Below are 17760 nucleotides of genomic sequence, written 5' to 3' on the forward strand. Positions count from 1 at the left end.
ATGATAGCGCAGAACGCACTTTTCTGCAGTTGTTATCTTGTGGACTGCTATTTTATCAGCCCTAGTATGTCTTTAAACTCGGATGCACGGCTGTCATGAACAACTTCGTAGAGACACATTTCTAAGCCGGTTAGAGTAACGCCTAAACTTTGCAATTTAGTCACAGCAAGTTGGATGTTGGCCGGATCGCGTGCAGAAATACAGTCTACGACCAAGTGTACATTGTGGCCAAGCTTTTTTAAGTGTGCGGCTGTTTGGTACACGCAAATATGGGCTTCAATGCCACACACCAGCCAGTTTCGACGTACGGCAGTTTGCACTGCTTGGGTAAATAAAGGCTCGGCACAGGCGTCGAAGGTGTATTTTGGAATGGGTTGAAGCTCTTCTAGGAGTTCAGCCAGCTCCTCAACGGTACCGCCAAGTTTGTCGGGGGTTTGTTCAAGCCACAAAATCGGCAAGTTCAAGGCTTTTGCACCTTTGACGAGCTTGACGCAGTTTGCAATAAAAGCATCACTATTGTCGACAAGGCGAGCAAGTTTGCCTTGAATATCTACAAGGATCAGGCCGGTGTTTTCTTTATTTAACATGATGACTCCTCGTCTTGCTTCGTGGTTTTATAGGTATTCTATTAAGCTTAGCCTAATCGTGTAGGAATAGAGTGTTTTGCTAAAAATTCTTTAAGGGCATGAATGTCAACGGTTTGCTTGTGAAACACACTGGCAGCAAGAGCGCCATCCACCTGACTGTGGTTGAAGACATCAACAAAGTCTTGCATACAGCCAGCGCCACCTGAAGCGATAAGAGGAACTTGACAGGCCTGACGCATGCGACTTAGTTGTTTCATATCGTAGCCGTTGCGAACACCGTCTTGGTTCATACAGTTCAACACAACTTCGCCGGCACCTAATGCCTGCACCTGCTCAAGCCATTCTAGGGTGGTGTAAGGAGTTTGGCTGGTTGCGCTTGGGTCGCCCGTAAGTTGGTACACAACATATTCATTTGTGTCCGGGTCGTAAAAACTGTCAATACCCACTACCACACACTGTTTTCCAAATGCATCATGGAGCTCCTTTATCAATTCAGGGCGTGCTAGAGCAGGACTGTTAATGCTTACCTTGTCTGCACCTGCTGCCAACACGCGTGCAGCGTCTTCAACGGAACCTATGCCTCCAGCAACACAGAAAGGAATATCAATAACCCGGGCAACCGCCTCAACCCATTGAGTGTCAATAAGCCGCTGCTCGACGCTGGCACTTATTTCGTAAAAAACCAATTCGTCGGCACCGGCGTGGCTATAGGCTTGAGCAAGGCTAAGAATATCGCCTACAACCTCATGGCCTTTAAATTGGACACCTTTTACGACCTGACCATTCTTAACGTCTAAACAGGGAATAATTCGTTTGGTTAGCATGGATGTACACCTCGATTATGGTTGCCAGTTAATGAAGTTTTGCAATAAGCGCGCACCCACGTGTGCGCTTCGCTCTGGGTGAAACTGCATCCCCGCAACATTATCTTTGGCCACAATGGCAGAAAAGCGCTCACCATAGTGACACTGAGCCAGTGTTGCTGTATTGGTTGAGTGCGCAAAGCTATGAACAAAATACAGGTGTTCTTGGGGGCGTAGCCCTTGGGTTAGGGGGTGTTCTTGTTGCAACTGAATGGTATTCCAACCCATATGAGGCGAGGGAAGTGGACCGACGTCGAGGGCTTGAACTTGACCTGGAATTTTACCCAAGCAAGACACCTGACCTTCTGCAGAGTGTTCACATAAAAGCTGCATTCCTAAACAAATCCCTAAGAGAGGGCGTTCATAATCTAAGAGGGTTTGCTGCCAACCTAAGGCTTGTAGTCTTTCTATCGCTATAGCCGCATGGCCAACACCCGGCAGAATGGCCCGGTCGTAACGAGCTAATTGTTCTGGTGCAGTGATGACAGCTGGGCTCTGTCCTAGTCGCTCGAAGGCAAAGCGCACAGAATTAATATTGGCGCAACCGGTATTAATTATCGCAAGCATAAGTTCCCCCGCGTGTCTTATAAAGCAAGGGAAGGGTTAAGGGGTAACACTTCATAAAACTGTCCTTTTCCAATTGTGTAAAAACCTGAGCGGAGCCTCAGGGCGGAAAAGAAAGAAGATGTTGACTCGCCAGAGGTTCCGTTTAGGAATAACCTCTCAGCGAAAAACCTGACAGGTTATTCCGGTGAATGGTGGTGATGATGTACGGCGGTCTGGTTTAGCGTCATATATGAACCTGATATTGGTCATTGCTTGCCCTCATAAAAACATACATAGGGTTATAAGAGCAAGCATTTTCTGTCCAATATACGACGGATTTAATTTTGCAAGCCACTGGCGCGCTGTACGCGTCGGGTAAGGGTGTTGGCCAGAACCTGCGTATCGCTATACAACAGGGTAAAAGCCTCACTGGAGCGGGTGATGCCCGTATACAGTAGTTCTTTGGTTAACACCGGCGTGTCGTGACTAGGAAGCACTAAGGCTGTGTGCGTAAACTCGGAGCCTTGGGACTTGTGCACTGTCATCGCAAACACAGTTTCCACGCCTTGCAAGCGACTTGGTAGCACCCAACGGATGCCCCCCTGACCGTCAGGGAAAGCGACACGCAGCACTTGCGACTCAGGCCACTCAAAGCATATTCCAATGTCCCCGTTCATCAGTTTTAAACTGTAGTCGTTGCGGGTAACTAATACAGGGCGACCTGGGTACCATGCGGGGTTGCCCTGGGGCAAGAGGCCACGCAAGGAGGGGATAGTTTTAAGCGCATTCAACACCAGTATATTGAGTGCGTCCACCCCCCAAGGTCCCGTACGGACAGGTGTCAGTAATTGAAATTGGCTATGGGCTTTGAATACAGCCAAGGCCCATGGGTCAAGTGACTCCCGGGCATCTGTGCTTGGGCGCAGTTTGATAAGCTCGGTCAAATAGGTTTGGTAGCCTTGTTTTACTAAGTTCTTTAACGGGCTGAAAGGGCCTTCAGCCGCCGCTTTTGACGATTGAAATTCGGGTTTTTGCAGGCGAATGAGTTCTAAGTTGTGCTGAGGGCTGACAGCAGAGCCAGTACGGGCATACTGTGTACAGATAGCTTGTATGTCTGCGGGCGTTGCTGTCCCCGAGTTCACACTGTCCGCTAAAGCACCAATACCAGGGTATTTAGCAAAGCGATAGCTGTGGCGCAACATGGTGGTGGCTTGTGCTAAGGAAGAGCCTGAAGCATTGAGCATTCCTTCGGGAATGCTTTGTTGAGTGACCTGCTGTAACCACTGAAGTGTTGCCGATGTATAGTTTCCTTGGGCTGCGCTACGGCAGAAGTCACCTAGTACTGAGCCCGCCTCTACGGAGGCAAGCTGGTCCTTGTCACCTAGTAAGATCAATCGCGTATGGGGCATGAGGGCGTCAAATAGTTTGGCCAGCATTTCCACGTCAACCATAGAAGCTTCGTCAATGACCACCAAGTCAGCAGGTAAAGGTTGCTTTGCATGATGGCGAAAATGACGCGAGCCAGGACGACTGCCAAGTAAGCGGTGCAGGGTGGTGACATCGGTTGGAATATCCTGGCGACAGTCGGCCAAGTCACCGCTCAATTTGACCTGCTCAATTCCTTTGGTTAATGACTCACTGAGCCTGGCTGCTGCTTTTCCTGTTGGTGCGGCCAGACGAATGTTTAAAGGGGGTCGTTTCTGTGATTGCTGTAGTCCTTGGAGAAGCGCTAACAGGCGTATGACGGTTGTCGTTTTCCCTGTGCCAGGACCGCCCGTAATAATGCCAAACCCGGTTCGCGACGCTAAGGCGCATGCTATTTTTTGCCAGTCGTTTGCGGGCTCTTCAGCAGTGACATTTTTAGGAGGGAAAAGCTGGGTTAAAATACGGGCCGTGTCTTCTTTCGACCATTCGTGTTGGTTCTGTAAACGTTGCTGTATACCCGTTTGGATTTGTTGCTCGTATACCCAATAGCGGCGTAAATACAGCAAAGGCGTTTGTTCGCTCCCGGCTAAAACCAAGGGGCTTGAACTGTCACTTGGAGACTGGCCATGACGTGCGTCCGTCACCGCATTGCTCGCTAAGAGAGCAGCAACCCATTGCTGCAGTTGCCAGCCTTGCAGGCAGTTGCTGAGTTCTTCGGCAACTGGACATTCGTTGTGTTGCGGGAGTGCCTGTTGCGCCTCGTCTTCACTCAGTAGGGCTGCCGGATCGGCTAACACACTAGCCAAGTCAAGACAGACATGACCATGGCCATTGCGCTCGCTTAATAAGGCCGTGGCAAGCAAGAGCTCAGGACTTGGACTGCCAGCATGCTCAGCTATAAAACGAGTCAGAGCTATGTCCAAGCTGCGTAATGCGCCTCGTGCTGCCCAGCTCTCTAATTGGTTTAATACATCATTCATAGAGCAGTTCCTTGCAATAGGGCGTCCAGTTGTTCGATAAGCTGTTTGGGTGGTTTGTCATAGAACAAACCACTTGTTAAATGGCCATGCATACCACGCAAAAACACATACACAGCCCCACCCACATGCGTGTCGTAGTTGTAATTTGGTAGCCGTGCTTTAAGCAGACGATGTAATGCCACCAGGTATAGAACGTACTGCATATCGTACCTATGCATCAGCACTTGTTGCAGCATAGCTTCTTGGGTGTAGTCTAAGTCATTGTTGCCAAGCCGGTTAGACTTCCAGTCAATCACATAATAGCGACCATTGTGTTCGGCTACTAAGTCAATAAAGCCTTTGAGCAAGCCGTTTAAGCTATTGGCTTGGGCTACGGGACGTGCAACCTGATTTAGCGTATGGCGACGCACTAGCTGGTCAAGGCTTTGTGTGCTGACCTGATGGCTTTCCAGCATGAACTCAAGCTCCACAGCCACTTGCTCCGGCGATAAAGCGCTTAGACGCAGACTGTCGGAATGCTGCTCACTCGCTAAAGACCATTCTATTTGGACAAAGTCGAGTAACCACCCCCATAAGGCTTCTGCATATTCATCAATATGGCGACGTTGGCAAAACGTGAAGAAGTTAGCTTTGCTTTTTTCATTCTCCGCCACAATGGCCGCAAAGCCTTTGGTGACGAGTGTGTCTTCCTGCCTAAACTCTTGCACCGCGGCCCACTCCAAGAGAGTATGCAACAAGGTTCCCCAGGTGGCCCCTGCAGGGAAGTGATGCATAACATTCAACTTCGAAAGGGGCTGTGTGTTGGTTGCCAATGGCTGTGGTATGAGCTCGGGCTCGACGGCACCAACTTTCACTTCCTCTTCGCGTTGTTCGTCGCGTGGGCTACTGGTGTCTCGGTCCGGTGTGGCTGTGTTCGTGGCCATAGGCAGTTGTGAGCTTTCCGCTACGGACTCAAACTGGATCGCCGAGTAACTGGCTATCCACCAGTTGGTTAAGTTGCCAAGCTGTGGCAACTCCACTGGCTTGAAGGTGGTGGATATTACCTTTTCAAACACAAGGTCACTACTTGTGGGTTCAGCCAAGGTAAAGCCGGCCTGGGTAACTTGTTTTTCCAGGTTGTTCGTCTTAGCGACATTTAATAAATAGCCCATAGCACTGAGGTCATAGTCCTTATAGGCGCCTATACCAACCCACTGGCAATGGCTGGCCCGGGTTAAAGCAACGTAGAGTTTACGAATGTCTTCCGCTAAACGTTCGTGATCTGCTTGCTTTAGCCGTTCAGGGGTCGCCTGCAAATACAGGCTAAGCTCGCCAGCTTCGTTATGTACTTTTAAGGGCACATCGTTCTTTTTAGTCACTCTGCAGTGGGTGGCGAAGGGCAAAAACACCAAGGGATATTCGAGCCCTTTCGATTTATGCACGGTGACCACTTGTACCAGTTGGCTGTCACTTTCCAAACGAAGTTGCTGAGCCTCGTTGTTTTCGTCAGGACTTTCTTGCTGCTCTTGTAAATAACGAATGAGTGCTTGTTCGCCGTCGAGTTCAGCCGATGCCTTTTGCAGTAATTCCGCTAAATGGAGCAAATCAGACATTTGGCGCTCACCACCGGGCTGTTGCAATAAACGTTCGGCCAGCTTGAAGTCTTTAATAAAAAGGTGAACCACTGCGAGGCTGCCTTTTTGTTGCCAGTCCCAATGGTACTGCACAAATTGTTGCACACGGCGTTCCCAAACCAACTCATCGCGGTTTAAGGCGTCTAATTGCTGTAGGTCTAAGCCAAGTGCTGGCAGCGAAAGGGCTTTGCGCAATAAGGTGTCGTTATATGGCTCGGCGACGGCACGCAATAAATGCAGCAAAAGAGTCGCAGCGTCGGACTGAAACACACTGTTTTTTTCTGACAAGTAAACACTTGCAACCCCTTTGTCTTGAAGGGCTTGGCGAACCTTGTCTGCTTCCCCACGGTTGTTTACAAGCACGGCAATATCCGCGGGTGCAAGTTGCTGACGCTCTTTCACTTCGCCCTCAGGGCAGGCTTCCACCAACCAAGCCCGCTTTTCTTGGGCTGCAATCAGCAGTTTGGTTATTTCTGTGGCGGTCGCTTCGCTTATAGTCTCTTCAAAAGCGCCTTTCGTGAGTGTGCCTTCGTCTGCCGCTGGCATGACCCAAGCGAGCATGGGGGCATAGGGCGTGCCGTCAAGTTCTAACCAGAGGTGATTACTTTTCCCTGGTTTGACTTGCACAAAAGGAATGGGATTTTCGTTGCCTTGTTTAAACAGAAAAGCGCCTTGATCATGTTTATCTGCTTGTGCAAATAGAGTGTTCACCGACTGAATAAGTGCCGGTGCAGAACGGTAATTATGGTCGAGCGTATAATGGCGACCAGCGGTTGCTTTTTTGGCCTCTAAATAGGTATAGATATCGGCCCCGCGAAACGCATAAATAGCTTGCTTCGGATCGCCAATCATAAAAAATGCGTGGTCAGGGCTCGACTCCGCAATATTATAAATACGGTTGAAAATACGGTATTGCACGGGGTCAGTGTCTTGGAACTCATCGACCAGTGCGACTGGAAACTGTTCCCGAATGGCAGCAGCTAAGCGCTCACCACGTTCACTGTGGAGTGCCTTGTCCAAGGCATCGAGTAAGTCTTGGTTGCTTATCATGCTTTGTTGCTTTTTCAATAAAGCAAGTCGTGCAGCTATCCAATGCGTGGCATGGCTTAGCAAGTCACTCAAAGGGCAGGGTAAGCTCGCAAGTTGCTGTGGCAACTCGGCCAGTGCTTTACAGCCTTCATTTGCCCAAGGGATAGCCGTTTCATCGGTCCATATACTGGTGTCGAGTAAAGCGAGGCGTTTAAAAGAGGCGCTTTTGTCAAAGTCGAGATCCGGCGCATCCTCTTCGTTTGCAGTCCACTCTAAGAGCTTGTCCACAACCCCACCAATATGGCGTTTATTTAATGACGTAGCTTTATAAGCTTTTGCCTTGTTCGCTTGCTCAAAGGCAGCTTGGAGTGCTGGTAAATACTGACTTCGCCATGCTTCTTTTAATGGTGTCAGCACAGCTTCTTTTTGCTGCTTCGTTGCTGCTATAAGCTCAGCAGGAGCCTGCGTAGGCTTCGATAATAAATGACGTTGCTCTAGCAGGTTCAATACTTGTTTGTGCGTGTCCCGGGGCGAATGGAAAAAGGACAGTACGTGCTCTAATTCCTCTGACGGTAAGTGCATATAAAAATGTCGCCAATAGTCTTCGGCCGCTTGCTGCAACAGGTCCGTTTCACTTTCAATTAACTCTTGTTGAAATAAGTTCCCACTGTCAAACGCATGCTCTTTTAACATGCGGTAGCACCAGCCATGAATGGTGGATATAGACGCTTCATCCATCCACTGTGCTGCCATATCGAGTTTATAGGCAGCGCTCATAAGAAGCGTGTGTTGGTCTGTATGGCCTGCGGCTAAACCTTCTTGAATCACGGCGTCGCGCAGTTGCACCAATAATGGGTCTGGGCTTTTTAAGGTGGTGAGGTCGGCGCGAAAAAGCATGGCAGTTTCAACCAAACGTTGCCGAATGCGTTCTCGTAGTTCCTTAGTTGCAGCCCGAGTAAAAGTGACCACTAGAATATTGGGTGGTAATAAAGCTTGTTTATACGCAAGGCTGCCCCCTTGCTGCAACACGAAGCGCACATACAGCATGGCCAGAGTATAGGTTTTACCAGTACCCGCACTGGCCTCTATCAATGCAGAGCCCTGCAATGGGTAGTGAAGCGGGCTTAATACTTGGCTCATTCGGATGCCTCCACTTTAATGGCGTGGTACAGAGGAGTGTAAAGCGCTTCCGTGACCGCTATAAAGTCTGGGTGCGCTTCCAATGCGTCAAAGTCGGAATAGATGGCAGCAAAGTGTTCTGCGTATTGGGCGTCTCTGCTGTAGTCTTTTTGGGCTTTATCGAGTGCAACGTTATCTGGCTTGCCTTCCGCTTTCGCTTCCACCCATTGAATACCAAGGTTTAAGGCTGTTGGTAAGGGGGCTTGCATGCCTTGCCACCACCAAGTAACTAACTGTGCAAGTAATTCTTGTGCTGTTGCCAAGGTTAATCCGGGCATGCATATGGTGCCCTTAGGCGACAGCACATGGGTCGGCACAGGCTGTTCCTTGAGAACCTGGGTCAATAAGTGTTGCAGCCAAGGGCGCGTTAAGTTGCGCCAAGTATATTTCTTACCTTTTACAATATCGCTTGTTTGCACAATCACCTGTTGGTATTGGTGGCTTTCATTATGTCGCATTAAATATGGGCTGTTTAATTCAATGGCGAGTGCATGACCTTGAACTTTCACTGTATGCGTTCGGCTTTCAGGCATGCTTAATGGGGTGAAGTCCTCGCAAATACCCTGCCAGGCGCGAAACAAGTCGGGTAACAGTTGTGACATATCATCGGCCTGGAGTGCCCCTAAAGCCCCCTCAATGAGCGTACCTTGGCGCACCAATGTGGCAATAGCTTGCTCTAGCTTGGCCGCATAGTCTTGAGATGACAGCCCCAGCTGAAAGGTGTCTAAAATAAGCGTGTCCTTGAGACTCCATGCTTCTAAGCCGTTGAATTCAAAGCTTTCCACATCAAGGGGGATGTCTGCTTCATGGGGGGCATGCACATGAAAACGTTCTTTATAAAGCGCCTCGGTGGGACAGCGTAAAAAGTCGTTGAGCTGACGCAAGCTCAAGGTGCTTTCGGGGTACCAAGGTGGTAGCTGCGGCCACTCTGCCACGGGCAGTTGTTCTGTAGGGGGTTGCTGCAGTATGGACTGCCATTCGTGAACGAATGTATGTAGGCGCTTGTCGTTGGCGTATTCTTTGCTTTCAGGGTTTGGCTCTACAAAGTATCTTGGACTAAAAGCTTGTAGGGGGTGCTCCGTCGTTAGCGCGGCTAATATGCTTTCGTCACTATTAGTTAACGTCCAACCCGCCTGAATATGGTCTCGTAATTGCCCCACCAAAACCGACGGTGGGCGTTCTGTGTTGTCACGAATACTTCGTCCCACCCAGCTAATAACCAGCTTTTTCCGTGCCGACAAAAGGGCTTCCAAAAACAGGTAACGGTCGTCTTCACGGCGGCCACGGTCACCTGGACGGTAGTGTTTTGACATTAAGTCAAAGTCTGCTGGGCGGACACTGCGAGGGTAGTCACCGTCGTTCATCCCCAGTAACCACACTTGTTGAAAGGGGATGGCTCGCATGGGCATTAACGTTGCGAAATTTATGGCTCCACCCAAAAATTTTTGCGTGAGAGTGGGTTGGTCTAAGGCACTTAATAATTCTTCAGACACAACTTGAAGGGGCAGTGCTTGCTCTGCCAAACCGCCGTGCTGCCATGTGGTTTCAAGCTGTTCAAATTGAGTTTCTATCGTTGAAAGGGCCCAGCTGTCGGCTTGGCTTACTTCCGAGAAAAAGCGTTGTGTAATCTCCTGCATGATGTCTAACCAGACTTTAGGCGTATGCAGGGCTTGTAATTGTTCTCGCGTATGCGCTAAGTCGTTTAGCAGCTGGGTTAAGGGGCCAAGCAAAGCGGCTTCAAGACCAGCAACTTCATCGTGAGGTTCAATGCCTAACCAAGGGCCGCTGGCGCCACTGGCAAAACCAAGTAGTAAGCGACGCATGCCGAATAACCAGGTGTTTTGCTCTTCTTCAGGTAGGCCTAATTCAGCTCGTTGTTTGGCGTCGAGCCCCCAGCGTATATTGGCCCCACGAATCCATTCAGTGAGTCGCGGCAAGTCTGCCTCAGCAAGTTGGTAACGCTCTCGTAGCGCAGGCGTATCAAGAAGGTCTAATAGTTCGCTGACCATAAAGCGCGAGTGGGGCAAGCCCAAAATGCTTTCAAAGGCGATAAGCAAGGTATTTTGGCCTCGCTGGCCTTGGTCGGCAATGTGGAAAGGTAAAAAGCGGGAGTCCCGCTGGTCGCCACTGCCAGCATAACGGCCGAAGACAGCCTGAATATGAGGCGCATAATCATTAATGTCGGGAACCATAACCAGCACATCTCGTGGTGGTAATGACTCACCTTGTGCATGGGCTTGTTCGAATTCTTTGAGCAGTTGGTCATGCAGAATTTCCACCTCGCGCTGGGCACTGTGGGCGACAATAAATTGCAAGCTTTGGTCTTGTTCAGGGTCTATGGTGCAGCCCATGTCCTTTCGTTCTTGCAAAGGCCGGAGGTCGAATATATCAGACTGTAATTGAGCTAAGAGACTGGTGTTGTCTTCTAAAGGATCGCGATAGATATCAATACTTTTTTGTAATGCAGCAAGGTGCTCTCGGTACTCTTCGGGTGTGTCCTGTTCGTCCAGTAAATGTAAATAGTCACGGCCTTGTTTTCCCCAGGAAGCAAGCAGTGGGTGCCCGGCTAAATGTAAGTCTTCTGGGTTTAAGTCGGCGGGTACTTTACGTGCACGAATACGCTTGTACTCTTGGCGTAATAATTCTTTGCCTTCCACAATATCGCCCCAGTAATGCTGGCACGGGTTACTGGCAAACACGAGCACTTGTGTAAAGGGTGCTATGGCATGTAATAAGTCGAGGGTTTGCCGTGGTAATGAAGAAATACCAAACACCAGCACCCGGCGGGGCAAGCCACTTGGTCTGTGCTCTGGAGAAAAATTGGTGCAGGCTTCCAGAACAGCTTGATGGATGCTTGCTCGGCTGGCCCGTGCCCATGGAGACTCCGACTCTGCCAAGTGCGGGTCGTTTTGCACATCGGTAACGAGCAAGCGCCACACAATGGCTTGCCAGCGGTCAGCTTGTTCAAGAGGCAACTGTTGCATTTGAGCCGTTATGATGACGTCTTCATGTTGCTCCCAGGCAGCAAGCCAGTCGGCTCGATACACCTGGTATTGGTCATATAAGTCCGCTAGGTTCGCAGCCAGTTGGTGTAACCGCCGCGGGTCGTCGTCTTGCGCTAGAAAGCTTTGCAGTGGTTCGAGTGCTTCGATGGACTCACCACTAACTTGTAAACGTGCCTCAAGCCCTTCCCAGTTTTGTAATAATTGATATATGCGCCACGTGAGGGGCCCTTTGTCGTAGGGGGAAATAGTTGGAAGTTCATCAAAGACGCTTCGATACACCTGCCATAAAAAGCGGCCCGGTAGGTCCACATTCATGGCGGCGGCAATCCCGCAACCCCCTTTGTCGCGGGCGAGCGCCATTTTTAGCCACTGTGCTATCCCGTTACTTTGCACCAGAATGCACTCGTGCTCTAGAGGACGCAGAGGGTGGCTAACAATCCAATGGCTTAACAGATCGCGGAGATCTTCAAGCCGGTTGCCTTGTAAAAGCATAAACCCAGGTTGCAATGGGGCAAGTGTCGAGGCCATAGAACATCCTTATAGTTGGTGTGGCGCCCATTAAAGCAAATAGGTGCGACAATACAAGTCGCACTTAGTGAAAACGTGGGATTTGGCCAGTGCTATTCGGTAGAGAAGTTTGGTTTGTGTATGGGCCCATCGCTGTTATTGCCGCAGTGCTTCTAGGTGTTCAGCCAGGCTTTCTGTTATAACCATGTGTAAATAGTCTAGGTAGTCAGGGTTACAATCGCTGTCAATCAGTCCTTGCGTGGAAAGGTTCGCCTTTGCACGAATATTGTCTGGGTTTGTGTATCGTTCTGTTAGTTCACGGTAACTCATGTGTGTTTTGGCGATGCTTAATCGGTCGAGCTCCTGTAGTTTGGACTCACTCAAGGCTATATGGCTTCCGCATGCTTCGTCAATTTGCTGTAGAGACACCTGGTGAATGCGAATTTGGGTGACTGCCCGTTGAAGTTCATCAGACTCTGAAGCAAAAAGGGACGAATGAAAGAAACCTATCATACAAAATACGACAATATGAGCACGCATGGGGTTAGCTCCCTGTCTTGGAAAGTGTGAATTTCATGTTACTTAAAATGAACATGAAGGCAAAGCTTATTAAGCAGTATTCCGCTTGATTGCCTTTGGTTCGACTCATAGAATGAGACTCATTATTTTTGAGGTTTGAGGGCAGGGTGTAACGATGAAGCATGAAATAATGCACGGTGAGTATAAAGTACCAGGTGGTAAGCTGGTTGTAGCTGATATGGAAGTACACCAAGGAATCTTGCAGAATGTCAGTATTTCGGGAGACTTCTTCCTAGAGCCTGACTCGGCTTTAACACACATTAATGAAGCCTTGAATGGTTTGCCTGTGTCCGCCAGCCATAAAACCTTAAGTACCGCAATTCAAGAAGCCCTTGGCGACGACGTGATGATGTTTGGTTTTTCAGCAGAAGCAGTGGCAACAGCAGTACGCCGAGCGTTGGGGCAAGCCAGTAGCTGGCTTGATCATGAATTTACGGTTATTCCGCCTGTCACTTTACCAGCAGCTCAGCATGCAGCGTTAGACGAGGTGATAGCAAACTCGGTTGCACAGGGGGTGCGCGGACCCACCTTACGCTTTTGGGACTGGGACGACTCGGTTGTTGTTATTGGCTGCTTCCAGTCGGTACGAAACGAGGTGGATATGGAGGCTGCGGCACAAGAAGGGGTGCAAGTGGTGCGTCGTGCAACCGGTGGTGGCGCTATGTTTATGCAACCTGGCAACTGTATAACCTATTCACTCACTGTGCCTACCTCGATAGTGGATGGCATGAGCATTGAACAGTCCTATCAGTTCTTGGACGCATGGGTGCTTGCTGCGCTTGGTGAGGTGGGAATAAAAGCCCACTACAAACCCCTGAACGACATTAGCTCGGAACAGGGAAAAATAGGGGGAGCAGCCCAGAAGCGCTTTGCCAATGGCGTCTTGGTTCATCATGCCACGATGGCTTATGACATAGACGCCGATAAAATGTTACAGGTACTTCGTATAGGTCGGGAAAAACTGTCTGACAAAGGCACTAAAAGTGCGAACAAGCGCGTAGACCCGATGCGAAGTCAAACAGGCCTGTCTCGAGAGGCCATTATAGACGCTTTTATTGCGTACTTTTCGAGTACATATACAAGCCAAGCGGGCGACTATTTACCAGAAGAGCTAGCTGCAGGAAAGCGCCTTGTAGAGGAAAAGTATTTAACGGACGAGTGGTTGTATAAAGTAAACTAACCGTCTGAAACAACAGGGCTACCCTAAAAGGAGTAGCCCTAAAAGACTGGCAGTTAGCCCCTCGCCAATGCATGAGACGTAGTAAACTAGAGCCACAATGAAACCGTTAAATAAAACAGTGGCTTTTATGACCTTCGATTTAAATAGCCGTTATGGCTTAAACCCCGCCCACAGTGAAGTGGTAGACGCTTGCTCACACATTGAACCATGCCACGCGCTCGACATGGGCTGCTCTAACGGGCGTAACGCCCTTTACCTGAGCCAACAAGGTTTCCAGGTAACTGCCGTGGATAACAACCCAAGCGCGGTAAATATGCTTGAACAAATTATCCAAGAAGAACAAATAAGCACGATTCAGACAGAGGTTTACGACCTTCATGAGGCGCAGTTAAAAGGGCCTTTTGGCTTTGTTGTGTGCACTGTAACCCTGATGTTTCTTAACCCAAACCGGGTCCAGGCGGTCATTCGTAACATGCAAGACAGTACTTTTGAAGGTGGCTATAACTTAATTGTGTGCGCTATGAACACTTCGCAACACCCGTGCCCTATGCCTTTTCCCTTCACCTTTGAAGAAAAGGAATTAAAGGAAGCCTACGCTGGCTGGGAGCTAATTAAATATAACGAAGACCTTGGCACTATGCATAATGGCGCACAATTGCAGTTTGCGACTTTATTGGCACAAAAACCAAAGAGTTAGTATGAGGTATGTCTTGCCTATTGCTGGCAACCGTTTTATCTTCAATGGAAGATGTGGCAGTTAGCATGCGAAGCAGAAGGTAAATATATGAGCACGCCTAACCAGAAAAATATAGAGATAGCTTTAGCCGGCGAGAGTGGCCAGCAGGCAGTATCTCCCGTTTTATTAGCTGAAATATTTCAAAGCTATGAAGAGGCCGTCGTCGTGGCGGATGTGAATCGGCGTATCGTATACGTAAACTCTGCCGTAGAAAACCTGTTTGGATATAACAAGGAAGACTTATACGGGAAGGAAACCAAGGTACTTTACGCTGAAGAAAGGGACTATGCAGAACAAGGAAATAAACGGTTTAATGTGGACAGTAGAAAAGGCCCAGAAAACTACCGAATCGTTTACCGTAGAGCTGACGGCAGGGAGTTCTTAGGGAAAACAACAGGCGCTGTTATGCGTAACATGGACGATCAGGTGAGCGGTTTTATGGGGGTTATTCGGCCCGCTCGTTCAGCAGAGCAGTCACTCGATGCACTGCAAAAAGTGAATACTATTACAGCGAATGTAAAACTAAGCCACGAAGAAAAGCTCGATGCTTTATTGCGCGTTGGATTGAACCACTTTGGCTTAGAAATAGGCATTGTTTCGCATATTGAAGACTCCAAGTACACGGTAGACAGCTGTGTTGATTATAACGAGCAGCTAGAGCCTTTAACTGTTTTTGATTTAAGCGGCACTTACTGCGTACATACGCTGACAGAGGGAAAGCCGGTGGGCTTTCATTATGTGCGAGAAAGTGAGATTAAAGACCACCCATGCTATCAAAACTTCCAGCTTGAGTCGTATATTGGCTGCCCTATTATGTTTGACGACAAGGTATACGGGACGCTTAACTTCTCCAGTCCTTCGCCGGTAGAGCCGTTTAATAAAGACGATTATATTTTAATTGAGTTACTGGCAGATACGGTGAGCTACTTGCTGTTTAAAAAACTTGCTGAAGAGGAAATGGCTGCGTTAGCGCGGATCGATGAACTAACAGGCTTACCAAACCGCCGCGCTACCTGGGAGCGCTTAACTGAAAATATAGAACAAGCAAGTCGTACAGGTTTGCCTTTGAGTGTTCTTTCTATTGATATTGATCACTTCAAAAATATTAACGACACCTGGGGACATGCAGGGGGCGACTTAGCTTTGGTTGCCTTTGCCCGAGTAGCCAATCAGGTGGGGCGTAAAGTGGACTTTTGCGGCCGTATTGGTGGTGAAGAATTTGTGTTTGTTTTGCCGGGAGCAGATAAGGCCGCGGCCCAAGAGTTTGGGAATAGGCTACGGGAGCGGTTAGCAGACGTGCAAGTTGAGGTTGCTGACAAAGAGCCTATTCGCTTAACGCTCAGCGCAGGCATAGCCAAGCTTGAACCAGGTGATACCATTGAAAGCCTGCTGGCCCGTGCTGATGATGCGATGTACCAAGCAAAAGAGCAGGGCCGAGACAGGGTTTGTTTATAACTTAGCAGGAACTCGAAGTGGTGCTGCTTGTTGTTGCTGCTGTTATAGCAGGCAGCATGACTGTAATCATAATAGCCGCTTGAATTGCCTGCACCGTTTCCTTAGCGGCTTGCGACACTAACTCTCCGCGTTCAAGCTGTTGTATGCGCTTCTTATGTTGCCTTAACTCTTGTTTGCTAAATACTTGAGGTAATAGCTTGGCACTATTGGCCAAAGCGGTAACGATAGCTGTGCGGGAGTCGACTTCTTGGTTTTCATCAAGCACCAATTGGCGCATAGCTTGTCGCAGCTGTTGTTCGGGTATTGGGTTGATTTCAGGATAAACTCGGCGTTCAAACAGCCATAGAATTTTTTCCTTGTCGGCAGACACAATGCCTGACTCGGCCAACGAGTTGGCGACTTTATGTTTTAAGTCTTTGATACCACCTAGCTTGAAAATCCAGTCTTTTAACTTTTTGGGTCGTTTGCTTTTTGCAATAAGCGCAAGCGCCTCGTCGAGTAGGGCGTCACCCGTAGAAGACTCTGTTACGACTGCTACCCTATTTTTATTGTCTTCCTGAACTTGAATGCGACCAAGCAACAGCAGCTCGGCGGCGAGCGCTCCGGCTGTTGCATATTCTACATACATGCCGTTCATGGTTCCTTTCTCTTCACAAAGAGAAAGCAACATAATGGCTTGGTACAGTGTTAAGTCTTCCGGCATAAAATATTGACTCGTTTTAGGTTATGCATAGTGGTTAGATAGTAGCCATGTTTCTAATAAATAAGCAAGCTAACCCCTTTTGTGTATTGATGTACAGTGGATTTATGCGTCATGATGCTCGCTATAAATGGTATGTTCAGAAGTGTAAGGAGTATGGACATGGTGCTACCTGCAGCGGCAGTTTTGCATAAGGGCGACGGCGAGGGCGATGCTCTTTTAGCCAGTATTATTCAGCAGTACCAACAGCAAGGCTGGTGTATACAAGGTTTACTAACAGAACAAGGCAAAGATATGACCAGCAAGAAGCCCATGGCTTTGCGGGACATACAAAGCGGTGAAGTGTTTGTTATTTCTCAGTACCGAGGCCGCGACGCCCGTGGGTGTAGCCTCGACTTAGGTGGGCTTTCCGAAGCAGGCAAAGTACTGCGCAATGTCTTGAATGATGCTGAAAACGGCAGTGTGCCCGACTTAGTCTTTATTAATCGCTTTGGTCATGGTGAAACACAAGGGAAGGGCTTAAGCAGTGAGTTTGCAGAATTAATAAGCGCGGGTATACCCGTACTCACTTTGGTGAGTGAAAAGTACCTTGACGCATGGCAAACATTTGCTGGTGAGTTGGCTGAGATTTTGCCATTAGAGCGGGAAGTAATAGAGGGTTGGTTACATGATATTCAAAAGCTGAACTGTCACCCAAATAAAAGTGATTAAATTTTACTCAGAACCGGTCGATACATAGTTAAGAGGTAAACCATTTGTACTTTACATACGGTTATGTAGGAGCATGATAATGTCGACGATTCCAGGCTATACAAACACAGATCTATCGAAGCAAAACGCAACGAAAATTGAAACGAAACAACCCGCTACAACGAATAAAGAAGAAGCAAAGCAAGCTCAAAATATGGCTATTTTGCAGGCCCATGAAAAGGTGTCTCTTAACAGCGACAACGAGTCGTTGAAGTTACTTTACAAAGCCGCTATAGAAGGCATTAATGAAGTATTAGAACCGACCATGGGGAAAAATGCGGCGCAGAAGGTGTTTGACTCGAACGTGGACACATCGCCGGAAGCGACCGCAGAGCGTATTGTTTCTTTCGCTACCAACTTTTATGAGCTATATAAAGAAGCAAACCCGGGTGAGACAGATGAGGAAACCCTGACGAGCTTTATTAATGAAATAATGAGTGGGGTAGACAGAGGCTTCGCAGAAGCGAAAGACTTGCTCACTGGGTTGCAAGTTTTTAAAGGTCAAGTGGAAAGCGATGCCAATGAAACATACGATTTAATTAAGCAGGGTATTGAAGACTTCCGTGAGCAAACACTATCAGCTCAAGAAAGTGCCAAAGAAAAATAACAGGCAACCCTATTAACAG

General features: G+C 48.6%; 13 protein-coding genes. 5 read left to right on the plus strand and 8 right to left on the minus strand.

Annotated features, from left to right (window positions below):
* Nucleotides 1–47 precede the first annotated feature (47 nt).
* The 7 genes from CWE15_RS01845 to CWE15_RS01875 all read right to left on the minus strand — a co-directional run bounded on the left by CWE15_RS01845 (nucleotide 48) and on the right by CWE15_RS01875 (nucleotide 12274).
* Entirely contained in the window at nucleotides 48–587 is a 540-nt protein-coding gene (locus CWE15_RS01845) for an isochorismatase family protein (protein WP_126756349.1), read from the minus strand.
* 47 nt (nucleotides 588–634) lie between these two features.
* Nucleotides 635–1411 (minus strand): imidazole glycerol phosphate synthase subunit HisF, encoded by a 777-nt coding sequence (gene hisF, locus CWE15_RS01850; RefSeq protein ID WP_126756350.1) that lies wholly within the window; start codon nucleotides 1409–1411, stop codon nucleotides 635–637.
* A gap of 15 nt (nucleotides 1412–1426) precedes the next feature.
* Nucleotides 1427–2017, minus strand: a complete 591-nt coding sequence (gene hisH, locus CWE15_RS01855; RefSeq protein ID WP_126756351.1) for an imidazole glycerol phosphate synthase subunit HisH — start codon at nucleotides 2015–2017, stop codon at nucleotides 1427–1429.
* A gap of 317 nt (nucleotides 2018–2334) precedes the next feature.
* Nucleotides 2335–4401: an exodeoxyribonuclease V subunit alpha gene (recD, locus tag CWE15_RS01860; RefSeq protein ID WP_126756352.1), complete on the minus strand. Its 2067-nt coding sequence runs from the start codon at nucleotides 4399–4401 to the stop codon at nucleotides 2335–2337.
* A complete protein-coding gene (gene recB / locus CWE15_RS01865; protein WP_126756353.1) occupies nucleotides 4398–8183 on the minus strand; it encodes an exodeoxyribonuclease V subunit beta in 3786 nt (1261 codons plus the stop codon). Before recB ends, recD begins: the two co-directional genes overlap by 4 nt.
* Nucleotides 8180–11755, minus strand: a complete 3576-nt coding sequence (gene recC, locus CWE15_RS01870) for an exodeoxyribonuclease V subunit gamma (RefSeq protein WP_126756354.1) — start codon at nucleotides 11753–11755, stop codon at nucleotides 8180–8182. Before recC ends, recB begins: the two co-directional genes overlap by 4 nt.
* A 135-nt stretch (nucleotides 11756–11890) precedes the next feature.
* Nucleotides 11891–12274 (minus strand): hypothetical protein, encoded by a 384-nt coding sequence (locus CWE15_RS01875; protein ID WP_126756355.1) that lies wholly within the window; start codon nucleotides 12272–12274, stop codon nucleotides 11891–11893.
* 154 nt (nucleotides 12275–12428) lie between these two features.
* Here CWE15_RS01875 and CWE15_RS01880 point away from each other — a divergent pair, with 154 nt between their 5' ends.
* The 3 genes from CWE15_RS01880 (at nucleotide 12429) to CWE15_RS01890 (ending at nucleotide 15684) form a co-directional block, all read left to right on the plus strand.
* Nucleotides 12429–13493, plus strand: coding sequence for a lipoate-protein ligase LplAB (locus CWE15_RS01880; RefSeq protein ID WP_241971828.1), 1065 nt, complete (start codon nucleotides 12429–12431; stop codon nucleotides 13491–13493).
* Between the two features lie 97 nt (nucleotides 13494–13590).
* Nucleotides 13591–14190 (plus strand): tellurite resistance methyltransferase TehB, encoded by a 600-nt coding sequence (gene tehB, locus CWE15_RS01885; protein WP_241971829.1) that lies wholly within the window; start codon nucleotides 13591–13593, stop codon nucleotides 14188–14190.
* Nucleotides 14191–14277: 87 nt separating this feature from the next.
* A complete protein-coding gene (locus CWE15_RS01890; RefSeq protein WP_126756356.1) occupies nucleotides 14278–15684 on the plus strand; it encodes a bifunctional diguanylate cyclase/phosphodiesterase in 1407 nt (468 codons plus the stop codon).
* Nucleotide 15685: 1 nt separating this feature from the next.
* On the opposite strand, the gene CWE15_RS01895 is transcribed toward CWE15_RS01890, so the two are convergent.
* Complete coding sequence (locus CWE15_RS01895) at nucleotides 15686–16387, minus strand: GOLPH3/VPS74 family protein (RefSeq protein WP_126756357.1); 702 nt, start codon at nucleotides 16385–16387, stop codon at nucleotides 15686–15688.
* Between the two features lie 159 nt (nucleotides 16388–16546).
* On the opposite strand from CWE15_RS01895, the gene CWE15_RS01900 reads away from it, so the two are divergent.
* Nucleotides 16547–17095: a DUF2478 domain-containing protein gene (locus CWE15_RS01900; protein WP_157980694.1), complete on the plus strand. Its 549-nt coding sequence runs from the start codon at nucleotides 16547–16549 to the stop codon at nucleotides 17093–17095.
* Between the two features lie 79 nt (nucleotides 17096–17174).
* Complete coding sequence (locus CWE15_RS01905; RefSeq protein WP_126756359.1) at nucleotides 17175–17741, plus strand: DUF5610 domain-containing protein; 567 nt, start codon at nucleotides 17175–17177, stop codon at nucleotides 17739–17741.
* The last annotated feature ends 19 nt before the right edge of the window (nucleotides 17742–17760 follow it).

It is taken from the genome of Aliidiomarina taiwanensis (assembly GCF_003987015.1).
In the GTDB taxonomy this organism is placed as follows: Bacteria; Pseudomonadota; Gammaproteobacteria; order Enterobacterales; family Alteromonadaceae; genus Aliidiomarina; species Aliidiomarina taiwanensis.